Source organism: Phyllobacterium sp. K27 (assembly GCF_054796155.1).
This window is the reverse complement of the sequence record NZ_CM139240.1, coordinates 2694853-2719500: the sequence shown is the minus strand read 5'-3', so window position 1 is coordinate 2719500 and position 24648 is coordinate 2694853. Positions and strand designations below refer to the sequence as shown.

27 protein-coding genes and 2 tRNA genes are annotated in these 24648 nt (G+C 52.8%); 16 read left to right on the top strand and 13 right to left on the bottom strand.

Annotation, left to right across the window (positions count from 1 at the left end; genetic code table 11):
- Positions 1 to 292 precede the first annotated feature (292 nt).
- The gene (purN, locus tag ACYJL1_RS13490) at positions 293 to 856 is read right to left on the bottom strand and encodes a phosphoribosylglycinamide formyltransferase (RefSeq protein WP_460898038.1); all 564 of its coding nucleotides are present in this window, start codon (positions 854 to 856) and stop codon (positions 293 to 295) included.
- A 44-nt stretch (positions 857 to 900) separates the two neighbouring features.
- Positions 901 to 1977 (bottom strand): phosphoribosylformylglycinamidine cyclo-ligase, encoded by a 1077-nt coding sequence (purM, locus tag ACYJL1_RS13485; protein ID WP_460895861.1) that lies wholly within the window; start codon positions 1975 to 1977, stop codon positions 901 to 903.
- 162 nt (positions 1978 to 2139) lie between these two features.
- On the opposite strand from purM, the gene ACYJL1_RS13480 reads away from it, so the two are divergent.
- The 5 genes from ACYJL1_RS13480 (at position 2140) to ACYJL1_RS13460 (ending at position 4747) form a co-directional block, all read left to right on the top strand.
- A complete protein-coding gene (locus ACYJL1_RS13480; protein ID WP_460895860.1) occupies positions 2140 to 3336 on the top strand; it encodes an AI-2E family transporter in 1197 nt (398 codons plus the stop codon).
- A 34-nt stretch (positions 3337 to 3370) separates the two neighbouring features.
- A complete protein-coding gene (hdaA, locus tag ACYJL1_RS13475; RefSeq protein WP_460895859.1) occupies positions 3371 to 4063 on the top strand; it encodes a DnaA regulatory inactivator HdaA in 693 nt (230 codons plus the stop codon).
- A 139-nt stretch (positions 4064 to 4202) separates the two neighbouring features.
- Positions 4203 to 4279 (top strand) — tRNA-Pro (locus ACYJL1_RS13470).
- A gap of 75 nt (positions 4280 to 4354) precedes the next feature.
- Complete coding sequence (locus tag ACYJL1_RS13465) at positions 4355 to 4660, top strand: ETC complex I subunit (protein WP_460895858.1); 306 nt, start codon at positions 4355 to 4357, stop codon at positions 4658 to 4660.
- Positions 4661 to 4670: 10 nt separating this feature from the next.
- Positions 4671 to 4747: transfer RNA gene (locus tag ACYJL1_RS13460), tRNA-Arg, on the top strand.
- Between the two features lie 243 nt (positions 4748 to 4990).
- Here the strand turns inward: ACYJL1_RS13460 and ACYJL1_RS13455 are convergent.
- The gene (locus ACYJL1_RS13455; RefSeq protein WP_460895857.1) at positions 4991 to 5851 is read right to left on the bottom strand and encodes a LysR family transcriptional regulator; all 861 of its coding nucleotides are present in this window, start codon (positions 5849 to 5851) and stop codon (positions 4991 to 4993) included.
- Positions 5852 to 5946: 95 nt separating this feature from the next.
- Between ACYJL1_RS13455 and ACYJL1_RS13450 the strand changes: the two genes are divergently transcribed.
- Positions 5947 to 6846, top strand: a complete 900-nt coding sequence (locus ACYJL1_RS13450) for a DMT family transporter (RefSeq protein WP_460895856.1) — start codon at positions 5947 to 5949, stop codon at positions 6844 to 6846.
- A gap of 26 nt (positions 6847 to 6872) precedes the next feature.
- Here ACYJL1_RS13450 and ACYJL1_RS13445 read toward each other — a convergent pair whose 3' ends face one another.
- From ACYJL1_RS13445 to ACYJL1_RS13430, 4 genes are all read right to left on the bottom strand, one after another.
- Positions 6873 to 7397 (bottom strand): HD domain-containing protein, encoded by a 525-nt coding sequence (locus tag ACYJL1_RS13445; protein WP_460895855.1) that lies wholly within the window; start codon positions 7395 to 7397, stop codon positions 6873 to 6875.
- Positions 7398 to 7638: 241 nt separating this feature from the next.
- Positions 7639 to 7890 carry a hypothetical protein gene (locus tag ACYJL1_RS13440; protein ID WP_460895854.1) on the bottom strand — a complete coding sequence of 84 codons (252 nt, stop codon included), beginning with the start codon at positions 7888 to 7890 and terminating at the stop codon, positions 7639 to 7641.
- A 299-nt stretch (positions 7891 to 8189) separates the two neighbouring features.
- Positions 8190 to 8822, bottom strand: a complete 633-nt coding sequence (locus ACYJL1_RS13435) for a LysE family translocator (protein ID WP_460895853.1) — start codon at positions 8820 to 8822, stop codon at positions 8190 to 8192.
- Between the two features lie 15 nt (positions 8823 to 8837).
- Positions 8838 to 9005, bottom strand: a complete 168-nt coding sequence (locus tag ACYJL1_RS13430) for a hypothetical protein (protein ID WP_460895852.1) — start codon at positions 9003 to 9005, stop codon at positions 8838 to 8840.
- Between ACYJL1_RS13430 and ACYJL1_RS13425 the strand changes: the two genes are divergently transcribed.
- Entirely contained in the window at positions 8989 to 9975 is a 987-nt protein-coding gene (locus ACYJL1_RS13425) for an MlaD family protein (protein ID WP_460895851.1), read from the top strand. The genes ACYJL1_RS13430 and ACYJL1_RS13425 overlap by 17 nt on opposite strands.
- 284 nt (positions 9976 to 10259) lie before the next feature.
- Here the strand turns inward: ACYJL1_RS13425 and ACYJL1_RS13420 are convergent, their stop codons facing one another.
- On the bottom strand, positions 10260 to 10436 hold the full coding sequence (locus ACYJL1_RS13420; RefSeq protein ID WP_460895850.1) for a hypothetical protein: 177 nt from the start codon (positions 10434 to 10436) through the stop codon (positions 10260 to 10262).
- A 193-nt stretch (positions 10437 to 10629) separates the two neighbouring features.
- Positions 10630 to 10962: a hypothetical protein gene (locus ACYJL1_RS13415; protein ID WP_460895849.1), complete on the bottom strand. Its 333-nt coding sequence runs from the start codon at positions 10960 to 10962 to the stop codon at positions 10630 to 10632.
- Between the two features lie 488 nt (positions 10963 to 11450).
- On the opposite strand from ACYJL1_RS13415, the gene ACYJL1_RS13410 reads away from it, so the two are divergent.
- The gene (locus ACYJL1_RS13410) at positions 11451 to 11789 is read left to right on the top strand and encodes a BRA0787 family protein (protein ID WP_460895848.1); all 339 of its coding nucleotides are present in this window, start codon (positions 11451 to 11453) and stop codon (positions 11787 to 11789) included.
- 75 nt (positions 11790 to 11864) lie between these two features.
- On the opposite strand, the gene copM is transcribed toward ACYJL1_RS13410, so the two are convergent.
- Complete coding sequence (gene copM, locus ACYJL1_RS13405; protein ID WP_460895847.1) at positions 11865 to 12251, bottom strand: CopM family metallochaperone; 387 nt, start codon at positions 12249 to 12251, stop codon at positions 11865 to 11867.
- Between the two features lie 78 nt (positions 12252 to 12329).
- Entirely contained in the window at positions 12330 to 13499 is a 1170-nt protein-coding gene (locus tag ACYJL1_RS13400) for a cystathionine beta-lyase (protein WP_460895846.1), read from the bottom strand.
- A 95-nt stretch (positions 13500 to 13594) separates the two neighbouring features.
- Here ACYJL1_RS13400 and ACYJL1_RS13395 point away from each other — a divergent pair, with 95 nt between their 5' ends.
- From ACYJL1_RS13395 to ACYJL1_RS13365, 7 genes are all read left to right on the top strand, one after another.
- Positions 13595 to 14359 (top strand): phosphatase PAP2 family protein, encoded by a 765-nt coding sequence (locus ACYJL1_RS13395; RefSeq protein WP_460895845.1) that lies wholly within the window; start codon positions 13595 to 13597, stop codon positions 14357 to 14359.
- Between the two features lie 112 nt (positions 14360 to 14471).
- The gene (locus ACYJL1_RS13390; RefSeq protein ID WP_460895844.1) at positions 14472 to 15500 is read left to right on the top strand and encodes an amino acid ABC transporter substrate-binding protein; all 1029 of its coding nucleotides are present in this window, start codon (positions 14472 to 14474) and stop codon (positions 15498 to 15500) included.
- 288 nt (positions 15501 to 15788) lie between these two features.
- Complete coding sequence (locus ACYJL1_RS13385) at positions 15789 to 16817, top strand: amino acid ABC transporter substrate-binding protein (RefSeq protein WP_460895843.1); 1029 nt, start codon at positions 15789 to 15791, stop codon at positions 16815 to 16817.
- A 106-nt stretch (positions 16818 to 16923) separates the two neighbouring features.
- Positions 16924 to 18117 carry an amino acid ABC transporter permease gene (locus ACYJL1_RS13380; RefSeq protein ID WP_460895842.1) on the top strand — a complete coding sequence of 398 codons (1194 nt, stop codon included), beginning with the start codon at positions 16924 to 16926 and terminating at the stop codon, positions 18115 to 18117.
- 2 nt (positions 18118 to 18119) lie between these two features.
- Positions 18120 to 19277: an amino acid ABC transporter permease gene (locus ACYJL1_RS13375; RefSeq protein WP_460895841.1), complete on the top strand. Its 1158-nt coding sequence runs from the start codon at positions 18120 to 18122 to the stop codon at positions 19275 to 19277.
- 12 nt (positions 19278 to 19289) lie between these two features.
- On the top strand, positions 19290 to 20093 hold the full coding sequence (locus ACYJL1_RS13370; RefSeq protein ID WP_460895840.1) for an amino acid ABC transporter ATP-binding protein: 804 nt from the start codon (positions 19290 to 19292) through the stop codon (positions 20091 to 20093).
- A 369-nt stretch (positions 20094 to 20462) separates the two neighbouring features.
- Positions 20463 to 20624 (top strand): hypothetical protein, encoded by a 162-nt coding sequence (locus ACYJL1_RS13365; RefSeq protein WP_460895839.1) that lies wholly within the window; start codon positions 20463 to 20465, stop codon positions 20622 to 20624.
- Between the two features lie 108 nt (positions 20625 to 20732).
- Here ACYJL1_RS13365 and ACYJL1_RS13360 read toward each other — a convergent pair whose 3' ends face one another.
- Together ACYJL1_RS13360 and ACYJL1_RS13355 are read right to left on the bottom strand one after the other, a co-directional pair.
- Complete coding sequence (locus ACYJL1_RS13360; RefSeq protein ID WP_460895838.1) at positions 20733 to 22028, bottom strand: FAD-dependent monooxygenase; 1296 nt, start codon at positions 22026 to 22028, stop codon at positions 20733 to 20735.
- A complete protein-coding gene (locus ACYJL1_RS13355) occupies positions 22025 to 22270 on the bottom strand; it encodes a zinc-finger domain-containing protein (RefSeq protein ID WP_115051746.1) in 246 nt (81 codons plus the stop codon). The genes ACYJL1_RS13360 and ACYJL1_RS13355 overlap by 4 nt, the downstream gene beginning before the upstream one ends.
- A 238-nt stretch (positions 22271 to 22508) precedes the next feature.
- Between ACYJL1_RS13355 and ACYJL1_RS13350 the strand changes: the two genes are divergently transcribed.
- Positions 22509 to 24644: an RNA degradosome polyphosphate kinase gene (locus ACYJL1_RS13350; RefSeq protein ID WP_460898037.1), complete on the top strand. Its 2136-nt coding sequence runs from the start codon at positions 22509 to 22511 to the stop codon at positions 24642 to 24644.
- Positions 24645 to 24648 lie beyond the last annotated feature (4 nt).

The window sequence follows — 24648 nt, the reverse complement described above, 5'->3', positions numbered from 1 at the left end:
GCGGATGCACTTCTAATCGTAGAGAACTCTACCTCTCCGTCATCCTCGGGCTCTTGACCCGAGGACCCAAGAGCAGAAGCAATTCTCAATTGCAGAATAATTCAGTCAATGAATCGTTGTTAGAGAATCGGACCGAAAAGTGGAATTCCGATTTTCGGGTAATCCGATGCTAAAACAAGAGGATAGATCGCCATCTTGCGTCCGTGAGGACGTCTGGCGATCTAGCGGAATTTGGCTTGGATCCTCGCGTCAAAGCCCGAGGATGACGGAGAGGGTGGTGTGACGCTAATACCTAATCGCTGAAGACAGTCCGCCCGTCTTTCATGACAGCCTTGCCGGTTGCAACCAGCGCCAATGCGCGCGCATAGGTTTCGTGCTCGACTGAAAGCACGCGCTCGGCAAGCATATCCGGCGTATCGCCGGTTTTCACCGGCACCGCCGTCTGGGCGATAATCGGACCATCATCCATGCCGGCAGTTACAAAATGCACTGTGCATCCGTGAACACGAACTCCGGCCTCAAGCGCTTGCTCATGCGTATGCAGGCCCTTGAACAGTGGCAGCAATGAAGGGTGGATGTTGAGCATCTTCCCCTCCCATTTCGCCACGAATTCCGGCGAAATGATCCGCATATAACCCGCCAGACAGACAATATCTGCTTTGGCTTCAAGAAGCGCTGCAAAGACAGCTGCTTCATGCTCACTTTTTGATGCATAGTCGCGATGTGGAATGGCAATTGCTGCAATGCCTTCGGCGCGAGCTGCTTCCAGTCCGCCAGCATCCGCCTTATTGGCAATGACAGCAACGATCTCTGCCGGATAATCGGCGCGTTTTGCCGCCTCCACAAGCGCGCTCATATTGGAGCCGCGCCCGGAAATCAGCACTGCAACGCGTTTCTTGCTCACAGGGCCAGCGTGCTCTGATAGACAACACCACTGTCTGCACGCGCAACCATGGTTCCAAGGCATACAGCCTTTTCGCCCTGTCCGTTCAATGCGGCCAGTACAGTATCGACATTTTCCGGAGCAACCACGACGATCATGCCGATGCCGCAATTGAATGTGCGCAACATTTCATCGCGATCGACACCGCCGGTCTTCGCCAGCCAAGAAAATACCGCAGGCACGTTGATTGCAGAAAGATCAATGCTTGCCGTCAGGTCCTTTGGCAGCACGCGGGGGATATTGTCTGGAAAGCCGCCGCCGGTAATATGCGCCAGTGCCTTGATCGCATTGGTCTCGCGGATTGCTGCAAGCAGCGCCTTCACATAGATGCGCGTTGGCGTCAGCAGTGCCTGTCCCAGCGTCTTGCCGGTCTCGAATGGCGCGTCTGCATCCCAGCCAAGACCGGAAAGTTCAACAATGCGCCGCACCAGCGAGAAGCCATTGGAATGAACGCCGGAAGACGCTAGGCCAAGAATGACATCTCCCTCGACAATATCGCCAGTCGGCAAAAGCTGGTTCCGCTCGGCAGCGCCGACAGCAAAGCCTGCAAGATCATAATCGCCATCGCGGTACATGCCTGGCATTTCTGCCGTTTCACCACCAATCAGCGCACACCCGGCTTGCAGGCAACCTTCGGCAATACCGCCAACAATCGCTGCGCCCTGTTCCGGGTCGAGTTTTCCGGTAGCAAAATAGTCGAGGAAGAACAGTGGTTCTGCGCCCTGTACCACCAGATCATTGACGCACATTGCGACCAGATCGATGCCCACAGTATCATGAACGCCAGCATCAATGGCAATCTTGAGCTTCGTGCCTACGCCATCATTGGCAGCAACAAGTACCGGGTCCTTGAAACCCGCAGCTTTCAGGTCGAAAAGACCGCCGAACCCGCCGATTTCGCCATCGGCGCCCGGGCGACGTGTCGAGCGCACGAGCGGCTTGATTTTCTCGACAAGCAAATTGCCTGCATCGATATCGACTCCGGCTTGCGCATAGGTAAGGCCATTTTTGCCGGGCTGTTTTTCGGTGCTCATGGTCAACTCCAGATTATTGCCCGCGAAATGACACGACTCTGATCAAGCTGCAAGGTCTGAGTGCAGCAAGCGCATATAAAACGCCACTTATTGACAGTTAGAGCCTTGACCGCGGTAGTATCCACTGCCTATCTCCAGTCTGCACAACGAGAATGGCAGGTTATGAGCAAAACTCCAGGCAAGGCTGTAGCAGCAAAGAAACCTCCTGTTCCATTGGAGGTTTCCGACAAGGATATTCATGTCGAAGTCCAACTAAATTCACTCGGCAGCAATTTCCGTCGTCAGGCGGTATTCTGGACTGCTGCAATGGTTGTATTTGGGCTGTTCCTGTTTGTTTTCTCGTCGATCCTTCTGCCATTCGTGGCTGGCATGGTGCTGGCCTACTTTCTTGATCCCGTTGCTGACAGATTGCAGCGTCTCGGCTTGTCGCGCCTGCTTGCGACCATAGTCATCCTCGTCCTGTTCATTGTCACATTCACGATACTGCTCATAATTCTCGTGCCGGTTCTCGCGTCACAGATGAGCGATTTCATCGCTCGGCTTCCGAGTTACGTGTCGCGGTTGCAGGAACTGATCGCCAGCCGGGATTCGCAATGGTTGAAGGATTTCATCGGCGTTGATGCCGCTGTCATCCGCAACAGCCTCGATTCATTGCTTCAACAGGGTGCAGGCTTCCTCACCACCTTGCTGCAATCGATCTGGAGTTCGGGCAAGACGCTTATCGATGTTGTGGCGCTGTTCGTGGTGACGCCTGTCGTGGCTTTTTACATGCTGCTCGACTGGGACCGCATGGTTTCGAAGATCGATCAACTGGTCCCGCGCGACCATCTTTATACCGTGCGCGGCATCGCCACCGATATGAACAAGGCAATCGCCGGGTTCGTGCGCGGACAGGGCACCGTCTGTTTGCTGCTGGGTATGATCTACGCCGTCGGCCTTACTGTTGTCGGTCTCAATTTCGGCCTGCTGATCGGGCTTTTTGCTGGTCTCATCAGCTTCATTCCCTATGTCGGATCGCTGGTCGGTCTGGTGCTGGCTCTCTGCGTGGCGCTGGTACAGTTCTGGCCGGAATGGGGTGGCATTGTCGGCGTTGCTGTTGCATTCGGTATCGGCCAGTTCATCGAAGGCAATATTCTGCAACCGAAGCTCGTCGGTCATTCTGTTGGTTTGCACCCTGTTTGGCTGATGTTTGCGCTTTTTGCCTTCGGCTCCCTGATGGGTTTCACGGGCATGCTGATTGCCGTGCCAACAGCTGCCGCCATTGGCGTTCTGGTGCGCTTTGTCATCAATCGTTATCAGCAATCCCCGCTCTACACAGGTGATTTCCGCAAAACTGACGAGACCAAACAAATAAGGTGACAGTGCGCCGGGCTAGGTTGTATTTGTTCGCGCCATGAATGACACGACAAAGCCCCGCCAACTGCCGCTGGACCTTGGTCACGAGCCTGGCTACTCCCGCGATGATCTCATTGTTTCCGGCACCAATATGGCTGCTGTCGACATTGTAGACCGCTGGCCAAACTGGATTTCGCCGGTTGTGATACTGGCTGGTCCCACAGGCTCAGGCAAAACCCATCTTGCTGCTGTGTGGAAAGCGGAGTCGAACGCAACTATCGTCGATCCGCACAATATTGCTGCCGCTGCGGGGCAAACTGGACCTTTTCTGATTGATAATGTCGGCGCAGGGGCAATCGATGAATCCGCCTTGTTCCATTTGATCAATAATGTGCGTCAAAGCGGAAGTAGCCTTTTAATGACCTCACGCATCTGGCCGGCGAACTGGCCTGTAACTTTGCCGGACCTTGTCTCGCGTCTGAAGGCTGCGACCACTGTCGAGATAGGCGAACCGGACGACTTGCTGCTCTCTGGCGTGCTCTACAAGCTTTTTGCAGACCGCCAGATTGCGGTGGACCCGAATGTCATTGGTTTTCTGGTCAGCCATATCGAACGGTCGCTTTCCACCGCCAACCGGGTTGTGGAACGGCTCGACCGCGCCGCTTTGGAGAAAAAATCGAAGATAACCCGCGCTTTGGCAGCAGGGGTCGTCACGGCATTGGATGAAGGGCAGGCGGTTTTCGACCTTTAGAGCAAATTTGCTCTGGCGCTGCCAAAATCACCGTCAAACCTGCGACCTTCCGGCACGGTTCAATTTTTTATTGGATTTGTTGAATTTATAGCTTGCTTCTCGCCTCGGGAAACTCTAGTCAGGCAACCGTTGAAGAACACGGAGCGTAGCGCAGCCTGGTAGCGCATCTGGTTTGGGACCAGAGGGTCGGGAGTTCGAATCTCTCCGCTCCGACCACTTCAACAAAGATTGCTGCTGGAACTGAAGCAAAGCCTGTAATATATCGGAATTGCAGACAAAAGGATTTCTTCAATGGCCGCACGCATTTATCGCCCCGCAAAAACAGCAATGCAATCCGGCAAGGCCAAAACCGAAGCCTGGATATTCGAGTTTGAGCCGGAACAGCCACGTAAGGTTGAGCCGCTGATGGGTTACACCTCATCGCGCGATATGAAGAGCCAGATTCGCCTTTCCTTCGATACGAAAGAAGAAGCGATAGCCTATGCCCAAAAGAACGGCATTGCCTATTCGGTTCAGGAGCCGAAGGAAACGCGCCGCCGCGTGGTATCCTATTCGGAGAATTTCCGATTCGATCGCATGCAGCCTTGGACGCATTGATTAACGGATTGGTCCCGTAGCTCAGCTGGATAGAGCACCGGCCTTCTAAGCCGACGGTCACTGGTTCGAATCCAGTCGGGATCGCCACTTCTTCGAAACTTGTCACTGGCCAACGTATTTTACCTTTTTTGTCCAAAGCTTACCCTTTTTGCCCAGGTAAATTACCCTTGGGGATTTTTGGGCGAATGGACCTCGTATCGAGCCATCAAGAACAGATCATCAAAGCTTCTCATGCAAGTGAAGCCAAGGGATTTGCGGCAGGCTCGTTTCCGCCCTTCCGCTTCTTCGCAAATGATCAAATTAGCCCTTCGACATTTATATGTCTGCCGATTATATCGAGGCGACCTTCAAACGGTGCGCAAGATTGTCCGCGAATGCCGCTGTAACGCCGGTAAGGCTCGCGGCGCGATGGAATCTGATTTCGGCACCCGGAAGAACCGGCAGCATTTTCGCGCAATCGAGCTCTTTGAGCGTCTTTGGGATCATGCTTTTCTTAGCGACAGTAGCAGCGAGTCCCTGCGTGACGATGGCTTCGACTGCGGCCTGGCTTGTACTCACATATGCCAGCCGCCAGGCAATGCCGGCTTCGTCGAGCGCACGGCTGGCCCATTGCCGAAAGAGACAATCCCGTCCCGATAGTGCAAGCGGCAAAATCCCCGAACCGCCGACCTCGTAGCGAGGCGCTCCGATCCAGACGGGCTCTTCTTCGCAAATCAGCTCTCCGTCAGTGGAGCCGAGGGGGTGCATGGCGATCACAACGTCAAACGACGTTCCCGTGCGGGCAAGCATATTTGCCGTCAAGCCGATCTCCATTTCGATTTCCATGCGCGGGAATCGTTCTACCACTTCGCAGAGAACCTGCGGCAGCCGTTTGGTGCCATAATCCTCCATCACTCCGATCCGCATGTGGCCGGCATCCTGTCCGCCAGCGAGTTTTGATGAGATCTCGTTGTGGAGAGATATGAGACGCCGCGCATCTGCAAGGAACTCGCGTCCGGCTGAGGTAAGCCCAACGCGGGACGTCGAGCGGACGAACAATATCAGACCCAGGCGGGCCTCAAGGCGCTTGACCTGGAGACTGACTGCCGCCTGCGAGCGATTGAGATAAGTCGCAGCACGCGTGAACGACAAGCGATCGGCAACAGCCACAAAAGCTTCTAGAAGTTCGGGATCCAGTTTCAGTGCGCTCATACCATTCGTTATAGAGCCTATTAAATTAATTCGATAGTGTTATGACGGGCTCCGTTCTAACCTGCCTCCAACTTCGAAGAGAACGGAGACGAAGGATGGATTTTCGGGGGCCTCTTGCTGCGATCCTGTCGAGCGCGCTCGGCGGCACTGCTATCGGCGCAACGCGGTATCTTGCGGAAACGCTCGATCCGGTCACGATCGGAGCGATACGGTTTGGAGGTGGTTTTCTAGTCCTTGCTCCAATCGTCCTTATGCGCGGCGAGCGCTGGCCGGACAGAAAAGACTGGCTTTCCATCACCGGGCTCGGTTTCCTCTTCTTCTGCGTCTTTCCCTTACTGTTCAACGCGGCCCTGATCTATACAAGCGCCGCGCGTGGGGCGCTTGCGCTTTCCACGCTGCCCATGCTGACGATTGTCATCGGCACCGTTCTAAGAGTTGAGCGACCGACGGCGCAAAAGACAATCGGAGTCTTGGTGGCGATGCTCGGCGTCGCCATTGCGCTTGGAGCAGGTTACGCAGACGCACCCGTCGGAGCGTGGCGCGGCGACCTCCTGATGATGGCGGCAGCCTGTTGCATGGCCTTTTACAGCGTGCTCTCGCGACCGTTGCTCGCGCGAAACGGACCCTTACCATTCGCTGCGTTCGGCATGGGTGTAGGGGCACTTTTTCTAGGAGCCTTGTCAATCAACCCGGATGCCGGCTCTGCACTTCGCTCGATGAGCGCCATACAATGGATCTCGGCGGGGTATCTCGCTGTTGTTTGCGGTGCACTGATCTTCTTTCTCTGGGCTTTCGCGCTTCGACATACGACCGCGACCGTTGTTAGCGTGTCGATAGCCGTGAACCCGATAACCGCGGCAGTATACGGATCGCTCCTGCTCGGCGAACAGGCGGGGCCAAGCCTTGTCTTGGGACTGATTGCCGTTTTGCTCGGTATCTATATCACGCAATCAGGTCAATCGCATATCTCGACAGATTGTGCGCAGAGGCACTGAATGCATCCAACTTCACCGCGAAGCGATTATTGTCCTGGCGCACCGTACCAAAGCTTGGCCATTGCCAATGGTGATATTGAAAGCTTGTTTGCATTGTCCAGAATCATAGGGGTTAGGAACGGACGCTGCACCAGAGCTTGATTGAGACAAGCGATTGGGTCGCCGCTCGCTAATGCCTCCAGCATGGCACGGCGGCCAATATCGAGCTCGCCCACTGCCAAGGCGTCAGCCAGCTTCAATGCATCGGCTAGTATGGTATCCGACAGCACGCCTGTCCGGTGATCGTGCGACTGAATCGCCAGGAGGGCCACCGGGGGCAGATCTTGTTCCAGCCATTCTGCTGCCAAAATACCATGGCGGCGACGGTCCTCTTTGGTCTGGTCAAAATCCAGATCATGACAAATGCCGGTGATCTCCCAGAGAATGCTATCCTCGTTAAGGAGGTTAGCAAGCTGCTTCATCAGATAACCGACAAAGGTCGAATGGCGGGCTCGAATGCCATCTCCTAAGTGTTGAGCAAGCAGACTATTTGCTTCATCGATTGTGATCATACGCAAACATAGCGAACCAGCGCAAATGAGCAACCAAGCTTTAGCAGGCGGTGACGAGCGCGGCTTTTACATGATTTTCACAACAAGCTGACTCTGATAGCATCTTTTTCAAGTTCAAGGGTAATTTACCTTGGCAAAAAAGGTAATTTTGCTGTCGGTCGCCGAAGTTGACCTGTTGATTCTCAATGGGTTATACTGATCCCAAGGGTAATTTATCATGGCAAACGACAAAACTCAGTATTTATGAATTTTTAGATTCGTTCGGCTGAGCAGTAAGGCCATTTTTCAGGTCGTGCCGGGATACTACTTCGCGTAAATGATGGCATAGCCGCCGATAATGGTCTGCTGTCTGCATGGAAATATCTTCTTTTTGTCCATCCCGAGAGGACCGAAATACTTTTTCTTCGCCGCTTTCCAATCGGTGGATTCGCTCTTCATGCTCTTGAACAGCCTTTCTCAATCTTTCGATAAACTCGCTATGCATGGTTCCCATAGAACGGCTCCGAAAAATTCACTATCCAATGCAATCGATTTTTGTGCATGGCACGGACATTGATGCCGATTCACCGATCTGCTGCGAATGCAGTTCTCCCACCCACCCTAATATGACAATCTCTTCGTTGGTGCCTTTGACCAATATCAATGTCAGGTGAAAGTTCTTTGATATAATACTTAAAATTGTAATCATTGCATGTCGAGATTTCCCCGATCATGATTCACAATGTATCCGGCTGCCTGCAACGTCATTTACAGGCCACAATTTTCTCAGATCGCAGTTTGAAAGCTTATATGTCAGCTTGCCCGCCGATAGAAAGCAAGCGACCCTGCAAGTGCCAATAATGCGCCGCCACAAATCCGGTCCAGCCACAATGCACCGGAGTGCTTTAAGAGCTTGACGGCGCGCGATCCAAGGAATGCATAGCCGAGCATCACTATAGCGTCGATCAGGGCAAATGTGAGCGCCAGTGCGACATATTGCGGAAATTGAGGCTGATCAAGCACAACGAACTGCGGCAGAAACGCCGAAAAGAACAGGTAGCCTTTCGGATTTGTGATAGCGACAAAGAAGCTCTTGAGAAACACCGAGCGGGAGGAGGGAGCTTGGCCAGCCTCTATGTGCGAATTGGTTACGTCGAGCGTTCCTTTGGATCGTAAAAGCATGATGCCGAGAAAGGTCAGGTAGCCCACGCCGATCCATTTGACCACGGAGAACCAAAATTCCGATGCAGCCAAAAGTGCGCCAAGTCCAAGCGCCACTGCTCCGATGAGCACGAAGTCTGAAAGAACTGCCCCCAGCATCCCCACACTTGCCGTCCGGATGCCGTGGCGTGAGCCATTGGTCAGTGCCAGTAATACCGTGGGGCCGGGCGTGGCTATACCGATGAATGCCACCAACGCGAAAGCCAGAATTGTCAAACTTGTCATCGCTCACCCCTCGATCTATTCAGAAGGGTGACCTGATTTCTCCACAGCATCAATAGAAAAGATGCCATCAGCCAGAGCAAATTTGCTGTTGTGTTCTTCGCCATTGATTTGCTGTGACTTAAAGCGGTAATGCTGGACCATGAATTGCGGAGTTGCCTGATAATCGATGGAAACCAAGGCCAATTATTTTATCGTGGCGGTCTTTACGCTCGTTGTCGTGCTTCTGGCAGCAGGTTTCTTTTATTGGATCGGTCGCTATGGGGATCGGCGTGATACCAGCACACTTGAAATCAGGGTTCCCGGTTCAGTTACCGGACTTAACGTCAAAAGCCCGGTTTTCTTCAATGGCCTGAAAGTGGGTGGTGTAAGCAGGCTGTTTATCGATCAGAACAATCCTGAAGCTGTTATTGTTCAGACCGAAATCGTTTCCACGACGCCGATCACCCGCTCAACAGTGGCAACACTGGCTTTTGAAATACTTGCTGGCGCTGCGCGTATCGAGCTGACCGGTGGCAAATCCAATGAACCGAAGCTGCTTGAAGAGGCTGCAAGGGAGGACACTGTTGCGCGAATGGATGTTGATCCAAGCTCGTTGAAAACCTTGGTGCAAACCGCGCAGGATTGGATCGAGCGCGTGGACGAGGCAACCAATGTTACGGAGAAATACATTGAAGAGGCGCGAGGTCCTCTCCTTGAAAGCGTCCGCAGTGCCAAGGCTTTTTCCGAAGAACTGGCAAGCAGTACCGAAACAATTGATGAATATGGCCGCAGAGCGCAGAAGCTTGCAAGCACGATGCATGATGCACGCGATGTGATTTCGCGTGTCAACAAAGCTTCGGCGAAGATCGATGAAACGCTCGTGAAGGTCGATAGACAGCTTTCCAGCGACAAGGACAGCATGGTTAGCGAAATACGCGGCAAGCTCGAAGATTATCAGAAGCAGGCCAAGGAGCTCGATACGCGCCTGCAGGCAATCGCAGACAATCTCGATAAGCTTACCGGCGAGAGGCTACGCAACGCACAGAAGGTGATTTCCGAAAGCCGTCGCGCGGTTGAGAGCATTGAAAGAGGCGTCACGAACTTTCAGGACGATCCGCAAAAGATGCTCCTTGGAGACGACAATACTGTCCCTGAATATACACCCAAGCGTTGAAGAGTCACGTCAGTGACTAATCAAAGAATCGTAAAAGCCCACCATATTCGTGGCCCAGATATAATACGATCGGTATGATAATAAGAAAAAGGAACAGATAGCCCCAAACTGGCGTCAGGTATGGCGCGTAATCGTCTTTTTCTTTGTCATCCTCATCCATCATGGTTTCATGCTGCTTATAGGCGAAATGAAGGAAACGCCGTGCAAATCAAACTGCACAGCGTTCCTTCCTACATTATACCATAATGCTTACCTTGAAGCATATCCGCTTCAAGCACCTATAATTATTTAGAATTCTGCTTGAAGCGGCGATGAGTGAAGCCGCCTTTTGCACGTTTCAAAATGTCCGACAGCTTGTTGGTGCTGGCGGGTTTAATAGGCATTTCCGAGCGAACCTTCTGCAATATCTGTGGGGTCGCGCAGCAAGCATTATGGGGCGTATGAAGAATCACTTCTCCCATGTTTGTCACTCCCTGAAGAGACAAATAACATCCGGTTTAAGCCGGTACTTTCCACCCGAAGTACATAGCGTACGCCCAATTAATTATGGACACAATAAAATTTAACATGACGAATCGACCAGCGCGTACGGATGCATTCAACATGCCGTGATAGCTGGGATAACCCGAACGAATGGCTATTGCAGTATAGCGATCAGGCTGGCGTCCCGCACTTTCTGCGATCGATTGAACGGCTCATCGATTCAACCTGACCTTGCAGCGCTCCGGCCTTTTTCTGATTTTCTGTGCGATAATCCGGCAGGATGGGTCCAAGACCTATTATGACATCTGGATCCTGATAGCCTTGGCCATTGGTCAGTCGGCTGACTTCAGCCGCGGCCTGATTACGTTGTGCAATCAAGGAGGGGCATTGAATGGTGTCATAGCGCAGCGACGAAATTTTTTCGTTATCAAGCTGTCCCTGGATATTCCCGCAACCTGCAAGCAGGGTGGTGAACATGATTGCTGGAAAGAGCCTCGTTCTCATATGCCAATATCCTCGATGGTGGGCAGCGGGACATGAATGAGGCAATGATCTTGTTTTGGCAAGGCGAAACGCTGGTAATCTGCATCAAATTGCCAGTGATGGCTGTGTTTATGCCAGAATTGGCATCTCGCCGAGCGGAGGAAGTGATCCAGGAGCTTGGCCGAACCCGTTGTTCGCTTGCCAAACTCGATCAACCGGCGAATTCACGGTGCCTGAAAGTCGCTGAACGAGGCCAAACCCAGTCTAAACGATTAAATTTCGGATGGATATGAAGAAAATATTTCAATGTTATTAAGTACTTATAACAAAGCTATCAGATTATGAATTAATAATGAACAGTAAGCCTGATGCTATGGCTGGATTTAATTGAAAATGTAGATTGAATGAGTATGGATTAACAGTTTTGGCTTGCGGTTTGTGGTGTGTCGCACGTATGATTCTGTTTCCGGGAACCCCCGGCAGTGCAACACAAAAGTGAGGAGACAGGAATGCCTGGTTTGCTGCACCCACTTCATGAGGGCCATGCGCCTATCATCTTGCATAACGCCTTTCAGGACGCGATTGATGCCCTGGAGGACTGGGAACTCGGCAGGGACGAACCCGTAATAGACGTCAATGAGAGACAGGTCGCTATAAGCACTGTGTTCCGGCGTTTGGGAACCTGTACAGATATCCTCCCGGCGCGCACACTGGCTGTGGTGGAGGATCTTTTACCTCTGCGCTCAGCTGACTTCAAAGCCGGTACATCGACTTATGCCGATGCGGCCTACAGCCTTTGGGAACTCTGCCTGCAGAAGCGCGCTGCCAGCAGTGAAATGCGCCAGTAGGTTGAAACCGACCAGCACCCGCCGGTCAGACCAGCGGGTGTTTTGTTATTCAGTTCCTTTGAAACTTATCAAATCTCAGCCGCCGTTTTTCTCCAGCCATGCTTTCATGTCTTTGATTTCGCTTTCCTGAGCCGCGATGATCGTTTCGGCCAGCTTGCGGATTTCAGCATCTTTGCCATATTCGAGTTCGACCTTGGCCATATCGATCGCCCCTTGATGGTGGGCAATCATTCCGCGAACGAAGTCCTTATCGGCATTGCCTGTGAACTCGATGTCCATATCCTTGTGCATTTTGGTGTTGGCTTCCACGAAGGCTTTGGAGGAGGGACCCTGGTCGCCCTTCTGTGCCATCATGGAATCCTGCTTCATGGCATCATGTCCATTGTGTTCCTGCGCCAGAGCTGGCGAGGCAGAAGCGACGAGGCAGATAAAGGCAGCGGTTTGAATGGATTTCAGATTCATGATTAAGTCTTTCGTCTAAAATGATGGTGGCTAGCCTCGATAGCAGTCGTTCGCCATCACGGTAAAATCAACTTCGGGTTATACAGCATTGGCAGCCGCCAGCCCCTTTGCGATATCGGCGATCAAATCTTCCTTATCCTCCAGCCCGATCTGCAACCGGATGACTGGCCCTGCATATCCCTTGCCGGTGATTTGCCGGTCATTGAGTCGGACATGTACGGCCAGGCTTGCAAAACTACCCCAGGAATAGCCAAGCCCGAATATCTCGAGCGCATCCAAAAAAGCATGCGCCTGTGCCTTTCCGCCCTCAATAACTATGGAGAAAACACCGCCGCCGCCCGTAAAATCACGCTTGTAGATCGCGTGTCCCGCATGGCTTGGCAGTGCGGGGTGCAGAACTTCCAGAACGCCATTTTGGTTTTCCAGCCATTCGGCAATTGCCAACGCATTCTCCGCGTGCCGCTCCATGCGCAGCCCCATGGTTCGCAGGCCGCGCAGAACCTGATAGGCATCATCACCACTGACGCACAGACCCAGTGCCGTATAGGTCTGCTCCAGTGTATTGAAATGCTTTTCGTTGGCAGAAACCGTACCCATTAAAATATCGGCATGACCGGAGGGATATTTGGTCACCGCATGAATCGAAACGTCAACGCCATAGTCCAAGGCTTTGAAATGAATCGGCGTTGCCCAGGTATTGTCCATCATGACCACCGCTCCGGCTGCGTGCGCCTTTTCCGCAATTGCCGGAATATCTTGCATCTCGAACGTGTTGGAGCCGGGCGATTCGGTGAAAACCACTTTGGTGTTTGATTTTATCAGCTTTTCAATGCCGGCCCCGATCAGCGGATCATAATATTCGACTTCAACACCAAGTCTTTTCAGCGTTGTATTGCAAAAATGATGTGTATTGCCATAGCAGCTGTCGACCATCAGCAGATGATCTCCCGGCGAAAGGAACGCCAAAAGCGGCAGTGTTACCGCCAACAGGCCAGATGGTACGAGCAAGGTGCCCGCGGACCCCTCAAGTTCGTCAATAGCGCGGCAAAGCGCATCTGTGGTTGGCGTTCCGTGCGTTCCATATGTATAGGGCTGGTTGCCTGTTGCCATTGTCTGCGCGTCTGGAAAAAGCACTGTCGAAGCATGCACAACCGGCGGATTGACGAAACCATGATAATCAGCCGGATCATAACCGCCATGTGCAAGTCTCGTATTTATCCCAAGTTTTGAACGAGATTGCTTATCCATGGCAGGTCCTCCAAATTATCGGCTTATTTGTACGCTTGTAGAGTTACGTCGATAATCGCACTGCATTCCGGTTGCAACAGGAGAAGGGTTTTTGATTGGCTGATACATCATCCATCGCGCAACGATTGAGTCGTTCTCTTGCCCGCTATTTGCATGTCATCTCCGCACCACCACATCCGCAAGGAGCGCCGGTGTGGACTGCATCAATGTCCATGGCGGTTGCACTGATTGTCTTTCTGGTGCTGACACTGCACCCTTACGACGAATATCTGTCACGCATGTTTACGTCGCCAGACAGCGATCTGCGTTACCTGCGCCTGATTACAGATATCGGACTGTCGAAATGGTATGTAATTCCGGCTTTCATTATCATTGTCTGCCTGATCGCCATCGATTGGCAGCATCTGCCGCTCCCGCGGCGTAAAAGGCTCCATCTTGTCTATACGCAGGCCAGCTATGCCTTCTGGGCAATCTGTCTGGCCGGAATGTGTACTGCGATCTCTAAATTCCTGATCGGCAGGGCCCGTCCGCCATTCATTGATACGCTCGGCACGGGGCACTTTTCCCCCTTTGCAGGCAGTGATGATCTTGCGAGCTTTCCTTCCGGCCATTCGACCACCATGGGAGCGGTCGGGGCGATACTGGCTTTGTGGTTCCCGCGCTGGCGCGTTCCAATCATCCTTGCCACCATGTTCATCGCTTTTACCCGGATCATTGCGCAGGCGCATTATCCGACTGATACCGTTGCGGGCTACGCTATCGGGTTCCTGATCGCGATAACACTGGCCAGATTTCTTGCTCGCCGCGGCGCAGTCTTCCTTTGTAAAAGGGGGCAGTTTTTTCCGGTGATACATTCGTGAATGCCTTGTAATATCAGTATCCTGACCCTTGACTATGAATCTGGAATATCCTTCCTTATCAGTGATTTACTTATGGGCTGGCATTCGCTCAGTCATTTTCAGGGGAAATTCAATGGGCGTTTCACTGTCAAAAACCATTCTGGCAGCCTCTGCGCTGCTGCTGACTGCAAGCGGGGCGTCCGCAGCGACGCTTGATATTGTCAAGGAGCGGGGCTTCCTGCAATGCGGCGTGAATACAGGTTCTGCCGGTTTTGCATCACCCAACGACAAGGGGGAGTGGGCGGGATTTGATGTGGACTATTGCCGGGCCGTCGCTGCCGCCATTTTTGCTGACGGAACCAAGGTCAAATTTACACCGCTTTCCTCAAAAGATCGCTTCACCGCCATTCAGTCAGGTGAGATTGATGTATTGATTCGCAATACGACCTGGACGTTGAGCCGTGACACGCAAGGCTTGGATTTCACTGGCGTGAACTACTATGACGGGCAGGGATTCATGGTCAATGCCAAGAAGCTGCCGGAAATACAATCCGCCCGGCAATTGTCGGGAGCAACCGTTTGCCTTCAGGCGGGCACCACGTCAGAATTGAATGTTGCCGATTATTTCAAGGCCAACAATATGGAGTATAATCCAGTTGTTTTTGAGAAGCTGGAAGAGGTGAATAACGCCTATAATTCTGGGCGTTGCGATGTCTACACCGATGACCGCGCCAGCCTGCATTCCATTCGTCTGCGCCTTGCCGCTGTGGCCGATCATATCGTGCTTCCCGAAATCATCTCCAAGGAACCGCTTGGCCCTTCTGTGCGTCAGGGTGATCCGCAATGGGCGGATATAATCCGCTGGACGCATTATGCACTGCTGACGGCCGAAGAGCTTGGCATTACCAAGGCCAACGTCGATCAGATGGTCAAAAGCGACAGTCCTGAAATACGCCGCGTGCTTGGACAGGAAGAGAATTCCAAGCTTGGTACCGATCTTGGCCTGACCAATGAATGGGTGGTGAACATGGTGCGGGCTGTCGGCAATTACGGCGAGATTTTTGATCGTGATCTTGGTGCGGGCAGCCGCCTGAAAGTTGATCGTGGCATCAATGCTTTGTGGTCCAAAGGCGGCTTGCAGTATGCGATGCCAATTCGCTGATTCTTGAATTCCAGCTTGTGGGTGTCAGTTTGGGAATTTGACACCCCATTTTCACCAAGAAAGTCAGATTGTGCGGAAAAACAGCGAACATTTGCTTCGCGTGCAGCATTTTTGACGCTCTTGCTTCAATATTGGGCAAATATTCTCCCTTGACCAAACCCTCAGAATGCCCTTCGATAGATGGGTGAATGGGAGAAGCATTGGGGCTCTTTTCGGGGCTGGGGTAATTAACCGATGTAAACTTATCTCTCTGGGAACGACTACAACAAACCAAAGGGCAAATTTATTATGAAAAATCTTGTTTTGAAGGGCGTGCTGGCAGCTTCGGCGTTGGTCCTTCTTGCCAACGTCGCTTCAGCAACAGTGCTTGAAGATGTGAAGAAAAAGGGATTCTTGCAGTGCGGTGTTAACACTGGTCTTCCTGGCTTCGCAGCACCAAATGACAAGGGCGAATGGTCCGGTTTCGATGTGGACTACTGCAAGGCACTTGCTGCTGCCGTTTTTGGCGACGCAAGCAAGGTCAAGTATACGCCTCTGTCTGCGAAGGATCGTCTTCCTGCGCTGCAATCCGGCGAAATCGATGTGCTGGTTCGCAACACGACATGGACGCTCAGCCGCGATACGCAGGGTTTTGATTTCCCCGGCGTCAACTACTATGACGGTCAGGGCTTCATGATCAACGCTAAGAAGCTTTCGGGTATCAATTCCGCGCTGCAGCTTTCAGGTGCGTCGGTATGCGTTCAGGCCGGTACAACGACCGAACTTAACCTGGCTGATTACTTCCGGGCCAACAAGATGGAATACAATCCTGTTGTGTTCGAGAAGGTTGAAGAGGTTAACGCAGCTTACGACTCCGGTCGTTGTGATGCATATACAACTGACCAGTCCGGCCTCTATGCCTATCGTCTTGCGCTGACTGCTCCAGATGATCACGTGGTCCTGCCGGAAATCATTTCCAAGGAGCCGCTTGGACCGGTTGTCCGTCAGGGTGACCCGCAATGGGCCGATATCGTTCGCTGGACCCACTACGCTTTGCTGACTGCTGAAGAGTTCGGCATTACCCAGGCCAATGTGGATGAGCTGAAAAAGGGAGAAAACCCGGAAGTCAAGCGCATCCTCGGTGAGGAAGCCAATACCAAGCTTGGGACAGACCTCGGTTTGACCAATGATTGGGTTGTCAACATCGTCAAGGCTGTGGGCAATTACGGCGAGATTTTCGAGAAGAACCTCGGTTCTGGCAGCCCGCTCAAGATTGCCCGCGGCATCAACGCGCAGTGGACCAAGGGCGGCTTGCAATACGCGATGCCAATTCGCTAATCGCATATACCTGACGATATAATCTGAGAGGGGGCATTGGCCTCCTCTCAATTTACTATAATAATAAAAATAATAAGAACAAGAACTTAGAAGAAATGAGGGGCCAATGGCATCGCAGGATATTTCGCCTGGCACAGATGGCGGCAAAGTTTCGCTTTTAAATGACCCAAAATTCCGTGGTTATCTTTTTCAGGCTTTGGCACTGCTTGTCATAGTTGTGCTGGGATACTGGATCGTCAACAACACGATTGCCAACCTTCAGCGGGCGCGTCTCGCTACGGGTTTTGGCTTTCTGGATGGCCGTGCTGGTTTCGACATCAGCACCAGCCCATATATCGCCTATTCAAGCAATTCGACTTTCGCCAGGGCTCTTGTTGTCGGCATCCTGAATACGTTGACTGTGGCAATTGCGGGTATCATCACCGCAACGATTATCGGATTCATCATCGGCATTGGCCGCTTGTCGCATAACTGGCTTATCCGCAAGATTTGTACGGTTTATGTGGAACTCTTTCGCAACATTCCACCGCTTCTGGTTATTTTCTTCTGGTATTCCGGTGTACTTGCTGTGTTGCCGCAGGCACGCCAAAGCATAGACATGCCACTGGGAACCTATCTGAATAATCGCGGATTTTATGTTCCCTCCCTGATTATGGGCGAGGGCGCTTGGCTGGCAGGTGTGGCTCTCATAATAGCTGTTGTGGCAACTTTTCTGGTCCGGCGCTGGGCGCATAAGCGCCAGATGGCAACAGGTCAGCCCTTTCCGGTTGGCCTGACATCGATTGCCCTGATTATCGGATTGCCGCTATTGGCGCTCGCCATCAAGGGTTTTCCGCTGTCATGGGACTATCCAATCCTAGGCACCTTCAATCTGAGAGGCGGCACGCAGATCACGCCTGAATTTATCTCGCTCTATTTGGCTCTGTCATTCTATACAGCGTCCTTTATCGCCGAGATTGTCCGGGCTGGCATTCGTGGTGTCGGCAAGGGACAGAGCGAGGCTGCCCACGCTCTGGGCTTGCGTGCCGGTACAACAACACGGCTTGTCGTTGTGCCGCAGGCAATGCGCATCATCACGCCGCCGCTGGCAAGCCAGTATCTAAATCTGACCAAGAATTCGTCATTGGCGATTGCAGCGGGTTATCCGGATCTCTTTGCCGTTGGCGGAACGATCCTGAACCAGACTGGCCGCTCGCTGGAAGTGGTTGTTATTTTCATGGTCGTTTACTTGAGCCTGAGTATTGTGACGTCGCTGTTTATGAATTGGTACAACGCCAAAATGGCACTGGTGGAGCGCTGATCATGACAGATACCAATATTCATTTCGTTCGTCAGGAAATGCTGCAGGGCCAGACGCCGCCCTTGGGTGAGCGTGGGATTGTGCGATGGGTGCGGGTTAATCTGCTCGCGACACCCGTCGATGCTGTCATGACCATCTTAGCGCTTCTGGTTCTGGCATGGTTTCTCCCGCCGCTTATCAACTGGCTGTTCATTGAAGCCTCATGGGTTGGCGCGGACAGGTCGGTCTGCGCGACCGTGGCGCAGGGTGGCTCGCAGCCGGAGGGCTGGTCCGGCGCATGCTGGGCCTTCGTAAACGCCAAATTTGGCCAGTTCATGTATGGGCCTTATCCCATTGACCAACGTTGGCGGGTCAATCTCGTGGGCATCATGTTTGTTGCCCTCCTGATCCCCCTTCTTGTGCCACGGGTGCCCTACAAGGTACTGAACGCGATCGTATTCTTCTTCATTTTCCCGATCATCGCGTTTTTTCTGCTGGTTGGTGGCTGGTTCGGCCTCTCTTATGTCGAAACCTCCGTTTGGGGTGGCCTGCTTGTTACGCTGGTTATTTCCTTCGTCGGTATTTCCGTCTCGCTGCCGCTCGGCATTGCACTGGCGCTTGGACGGCGTTCGAAAATGCCGGTTATCAAGATGCTCTGCGTCATTTTCATCGAAATGGTGCGTGGTATTCCGCTGGTGACGGTTCTGTTTATGGCAAGCTATATGCTGCCACTGTTCCTGCCGCCGGGTGTTTCATTCGATAAGTTCCTGCGGGCACTGATCGGTGTTGCGCTGTTTGCTTCTGCCTATATGGCGGAGGTCGTGCGTGGTGGTCTGCAAGCTATCCCCAAGGGACAGTATGAAGGTGCGGATTCGCTTGGGCTTGGTTACTGGCAAAAAACCGGCCTTATCGTTCTGCCACAGGCGTTGAAACTGGTTATTCCAGGTATCGTCAACACCTTCATCGGTCTTTTCAAGGACACGTCGCTTGTCTCGATCATCAGCATGTTCGATTTGCTCGGAACAGTGCGCCAGCACTTTAACGATACAAATTGGTCATCGCCGCAAACCCCCATGTCCGGTCTGGTTTTTGCCGGTTTCGTCTTCTGGATTTTCTGCTTCGGCATGTCGCGCTATTCCATTTTCATGGAAAATCGTCTCGACACTGGCCACAAACGTTAGGAGCATACGCATATGACAACTGAAAACATTATCGACCCGGAAAAAATCCATGTCGACCATTCGCTCCTGCAAGTCTCCACGACAGACGTTGCCGTTGAGATCATCAATATGAACAAGTGGTACGGGGATTTTCATGTTCTCAAGGACATCAACCTCAAGGTGATGCGTGGCGAGCGCATTGTCATTGCTGGTCCGTCCGGTTCGGGTAAATCCACCATGATCCGCTGCATCAACCGTCTGGAAGAGCACCAGAGCGGCAAGATCCTTGTTGACGGTATCGAACTCACCAATGATTTGAAAAAGATCGATGAAGTTCGGCGCGAAGTTGGCATGGTGTTCCAGCACTTCAATCTGTTCCCTCATCTGACGATTCTTGAAAACTGCACGCTGGCCCCGATCTGGGTGCGCAAGATGCCGAAGAAGAAGGCGGACGAGATTGCGATGCACTTTCTCGAGCGCGTCAAGATTCCCGAGCAGGCAAACAAATATCCGGGCCAGCTTTCCGGCGGTCAGCAGCAACGCGTGGCGATTGCCCGCTCGCTGTGCATGAACCCGCGCATCATGCTGTTCGATGAGCCGACTTCAGCGCTTGATCCGGAAATGATCAAGGAAGTGCTCGACACCATGGTGCAGCTTGCCGAAGAAGGCATGACGATGGTTTGCGTGACCCATGAAATGGGCTTTGCCCGTCAGGTCGCAAACCGCGTTATCTTCATGGATCAGGGCCAGATCGTCGAGCAGAACGCCCCTGCCGAGTTCTTTGACAATCCGCAGCACGAACGCACCAAGCTGTTCCTCAGCCAGATCCTTCATTGAGCTAGATTTTCTACAATGCTATTAACGGCGGCCTTTATGGCCGCCGTTTTTTTATACTCCATTTTTGCATCTAAGCATTTCGTACGAGGTTTTTATGAGTGATAATTTTGAGCAAACGCCCAGCAAGCAATTGCAGGAGGTCATTGCACTTGAAAAAATGCGCAACAATGAACTTCAAAAATATATAGCTGCTGCGTTAGATAGACTTTCAACCGCCTCGGCTGTCGTTGGAATCCTTAGTCCCGTAGTCTACATGATAACCACCGGCGTTGGATTTCTTTCGCAACTAGCGATAATTGCGTATAGTGCCGGTCTATCAACGGCACTTCACGTATCTGGGCGAGTCATACTCAGAAGAGGATTGAGATAATGGCTATTGATGTTTTTTCCTTGATGTTTTGGATGACAGTTATTGGTTTTATGGCGATACTGCTAGCTACGTATGAATCGGATAAAATTCAAAAGAGTACCGACGAACGACTTGCCGAAATTGCTAAAGAATTGAAGCGTCGAGTTACGCCCGCCGAATAGCTGCTGAGAACCGCTTTTATAACATAAAGCCAGTCCAGCTATGACCATGATGCATGCTATTGCATGCAAGCCCGTTTGGGCGAACGTATAGCAAGCCTGTTTGGGCGCTCATGACCCTCGCTTCGGCGAGGGTTTTTGTATTTGGCTCTCATCATCATACCCGTAAAGCCAATCCAGCCCTTCGATAAACTTCTCAGCCGGGCGCTGACGCATGATCATATTGCGTGCCATGGCGATCGGGCCTTTGGCACGATAGGCGAGGTGGTTCAGCGCTCCGCGCCGCACAACTGCCTTGATGCGTTTACTGCGTTGCTGGTCAAATGCCGCTAGAGCCGCTGGCCACCCTGCGACATCTTCATCCAAAGCGGATGCCAGCGCCCATGCATCCTCGATAGCCATTGCGGCCCCCTGCGCTGCATAAGGCGTCATCGCGTGGGCGGCATCGCCGATCAGCACGAGGCGATCCTTTATCCGGTAGCGACATTTTCGCAACTCAAACAACGGCCAGGAAGTCCAGGGTCTTCCCGCCAGCATGATTTCGCGAATGCCCGGATGCCAATGATTGAACTCGTGGATAAAATTCTGGCTTGGCGTTTCCGGCATTGCCCTGGCATCCCACCGCTGACCACCCCGGCGATCAGGGGTAACCGCGATGAAATTGAACATCTCTCCGGTGCGTATCGGATAGGCGACCAAGTGGGCGTTTGAGCCGGTCCAGGCGACCACATTGGTGCCCGGTGGCAATAAGGAGGCAAAGCTCTTCGGCAACTGGTCAGCCGCGACGGTCGAACGCCAGGCAATCGTCGATGTATAGCGCGCGCGTTCCGTATCGGACATGGCATTGCGCATACTCGACCAGACACCATCAGCACCCACAAGCAATGCCCCGCGATTTTCCTCGATGCGATCGTGATATTGAACGCGAACAATAATGCCATCTGCGTCAGGCCTGTACTGTGTCACGGCCGATTGCAGCTGGATGGCGATATTCGGCTGGCTTCTCGCTTGATCAAGCAGGGCATTTTGCAGATCGGCCCGGTGGCAGACAATATAGGGGGAGCCCCACCTCGTGCGTGCCACATCGCCAACGGCCAGCGAAAGCAGCATTTTGCCGCTTGAACCATCAGAAAGGCAAATTGCCTGCGGCTCAACCGAGGACAATGCCAATTGTTCGAGCACACCGACCCGCTGAAGTATCCGCGTTGCATTGGGCGAGAGCTGTACCCCGGCACCAGCTTCGGTCAGCTTTGCGCTTTTCTCAAATATCTGAACTTGAAAACCCTTGGCGCTCAGTGCGAGCGCCAATGTAAGTCCTGCAATACCAGCGCCTGCGATAATAATCTGGTCAGGATTGGGATCGCGCCTGTTTCGTTCGGTCTTTAGATCGATGAGCGATGCGTTCAAGCGGCCCTGTCCACATAGGTGCAACCTGCCGGGACGGTTTCGTCGGCATGAAGCGAAGCATCATACCGGTAGAGCGTGGAGCAGTAGGGGCAGACTTTCTCGTTGTCATCGCCCAGATCAAGAAACACATGCGGATGGTCGAAAGGCGGGTTGGCACCCACGCACATGAATTCCTTCACGCCGATGGCGATGGTCGCATGTCCTGCGCTGTTCTGGAAATGAGGGATGCTGTGGCCAGCCATGTTTCGCTCCTGAATCGTCATGCCAAATGCGCCTGTGCGGCATTTGACTTCTCTTTCTCTTCGGTTTGTATCATCCTGATTACGATTTCAAGACGATTGCTATCAAACTGTCAAAAGACTTGTCTATGGTGCGCGCATAAGTCCGCATTTTGCGGGGGAATTTTTTAGCTGGAGAATATTGATGAACGACCAATCGCCTACCATTCCGCAGCCCGTCGAGAAGGTGTCTCTGTCGGATATGCACACCAGCGTGGATCGTTTCGTCAATCGCGAATTCTCCTGGTTGCAATTTAATCGCCGTGTGCTCGAAGAAGCCCAAAATACGAACCAGCCACTGCTTGAGCGCCTGCGTTTCCTGTCTATTTCAGCTGCCAATCTGGATGAGTTCTTCATGGTGCGCATTGCCGGTCTTGCCGGGCAGGTACGCGAAAACGTCTCCAGTCGCAGTGATGATGGACGCACCCCGCAAGAACAGTTGGAATTCGTTCTTGAGGAAGTCGGCAAACTTCAGGTCGCCCAGCAGTTGCGTCTGGGTGCGCTACGAGATGAATTGATCAAGGAGAACATCGAGATCGTTCGGCCTGACCGTCTGACCAAGGCGGAACGGGATTGGCTGGAGGATCATTTCCTCGAAACCATCTATCCTGTGCTGACCCCACTTGCCATAGATCCGGCGCATCCTTTTCCGTTTATCCCAAATCTCGGCTTCACCATCGCCATGCTGCTCAACCGCAGCACGGATAACCGCCCGATGACAGCGCTCCTGCGTCTTCCGCAGGCGCTCAAGCGCTTCATCCAGATACCGGATGATAGCGGCCGTCACCGCTTCTTGTCCCTTGAAGATGCAATCAGCCTTTTCACCGGGCGGCTTTTCCCCGGCTATGAGGTCAAGGGGGCCGGCACATTCCGCATCATCCGCGACAGCGATATTGAAGTTGAGGAAGAGGCGGAAGATCTGGTCCGATTGTTCGAAAGCGCCTTGAAGCGCCGCCGCCGCGGTCAAGTGATCCGTATCGAGTTCGATGATGAAATGCCCGAATCCCTGCGCAGCTTTGTCGCCACCGAACTGGGTGTGCCGGATAACCGAATCAGCGTGCTTGGTGGTCTGCTTGCCCTGAACATGATTTCGGAAATCGTCAGTATTCCACGACCGGATCTGAAATTTGTTCCCTATAATCCGCGCTTTCCCGAACGTGTGCGCGAACATGGTGGCGACTGCTTTGCAGCGATCCGCGAGAAGGACATTATCGTCCACCATCCTTACGAATCATTCGACGTCGTGGTGCAGTTCCTGCGTCAGGCCGCCGCCGATCCGGATGTCGTTGCAATCAAGCAGACGCTCTACCGGACCTCAAATGACAGCCCCATCGTGCGTGCGCTGATTGATGCCGCTGATGCGGGCAAGTCGGTCACTGCCTTGATCGAATTGAAGGCACGCTTCGATGAAGAGGCCAATATTCGCTGGGCACGCGATCTGGAACGCGCGGGCGTACAGGTCGTATTCGGCTTTATCGAGCTGAAAACCCATGCGAAAATGTCGCTGGTCGTGCGACGCGAAGAGAGCAAGCTGCGCAGTTATTGTCATCTGGGCACCGGCAATTACCACCCGATCACTGCCAAGATTTATACCGATCTGTCATTCTTTACTTGCGAGCCGTCAATCGGCCGCGATGTGGCGCAAATCTTCAACTACATTACAGGCTATACGCCGCCTTCCGGCGAGATGAAGATCGCTGTTTCGCCGATTACGCTGCGCCCTCGTATTCTTCAGCATATTGCCGAAGAAATTGCCCACGCCAAGGCTGGCCGTCCTGCCTCGATCTGGATGAAGATGAATTCGCTGGTTGATGCGAAGATTATCGATGCACTTTATGAAGCGAGCGCCGCCGGTGTGGAGATTGATCTTGTCGTACGCGGCATTTGCTGCCTGCGTCCGCAGCTGCCGGGCCTTTCGGAGAATATTCGGGCAAAGTCTATTGTAGGGCGCTTCCTTGAACACAGCCGTATTTTCTGTTTTGGCAATGGCAAACCACTCCCATCGGAAGGTGCTCTGGTCTATTTTGGCTCAGCTGATATGATGACCCGCAATCTCGACCGCCGTGTCGAAACTTTGGTGCCGATCACCAATCCAACTGTGCATCAACAGGTTCTTTCACAGATTATGCTGGCAAACCTTCTCGACAACCAGCAGAGTTATGAGCTACTTGCAGATGGAACTTCGCGGCGGATCTCTCCTGCCGACGGGGAGGATGCTTTTAATGCGCAGGAATATTTCATGACCAATCCCAGCCTTTCGGGCCGCGGCAAGTCGCTGAAATCTTCTGCACCTCGTTTAATTGCCCATCGCAAGCGGAAAGCGGCGAAAGAAAAATGAATTT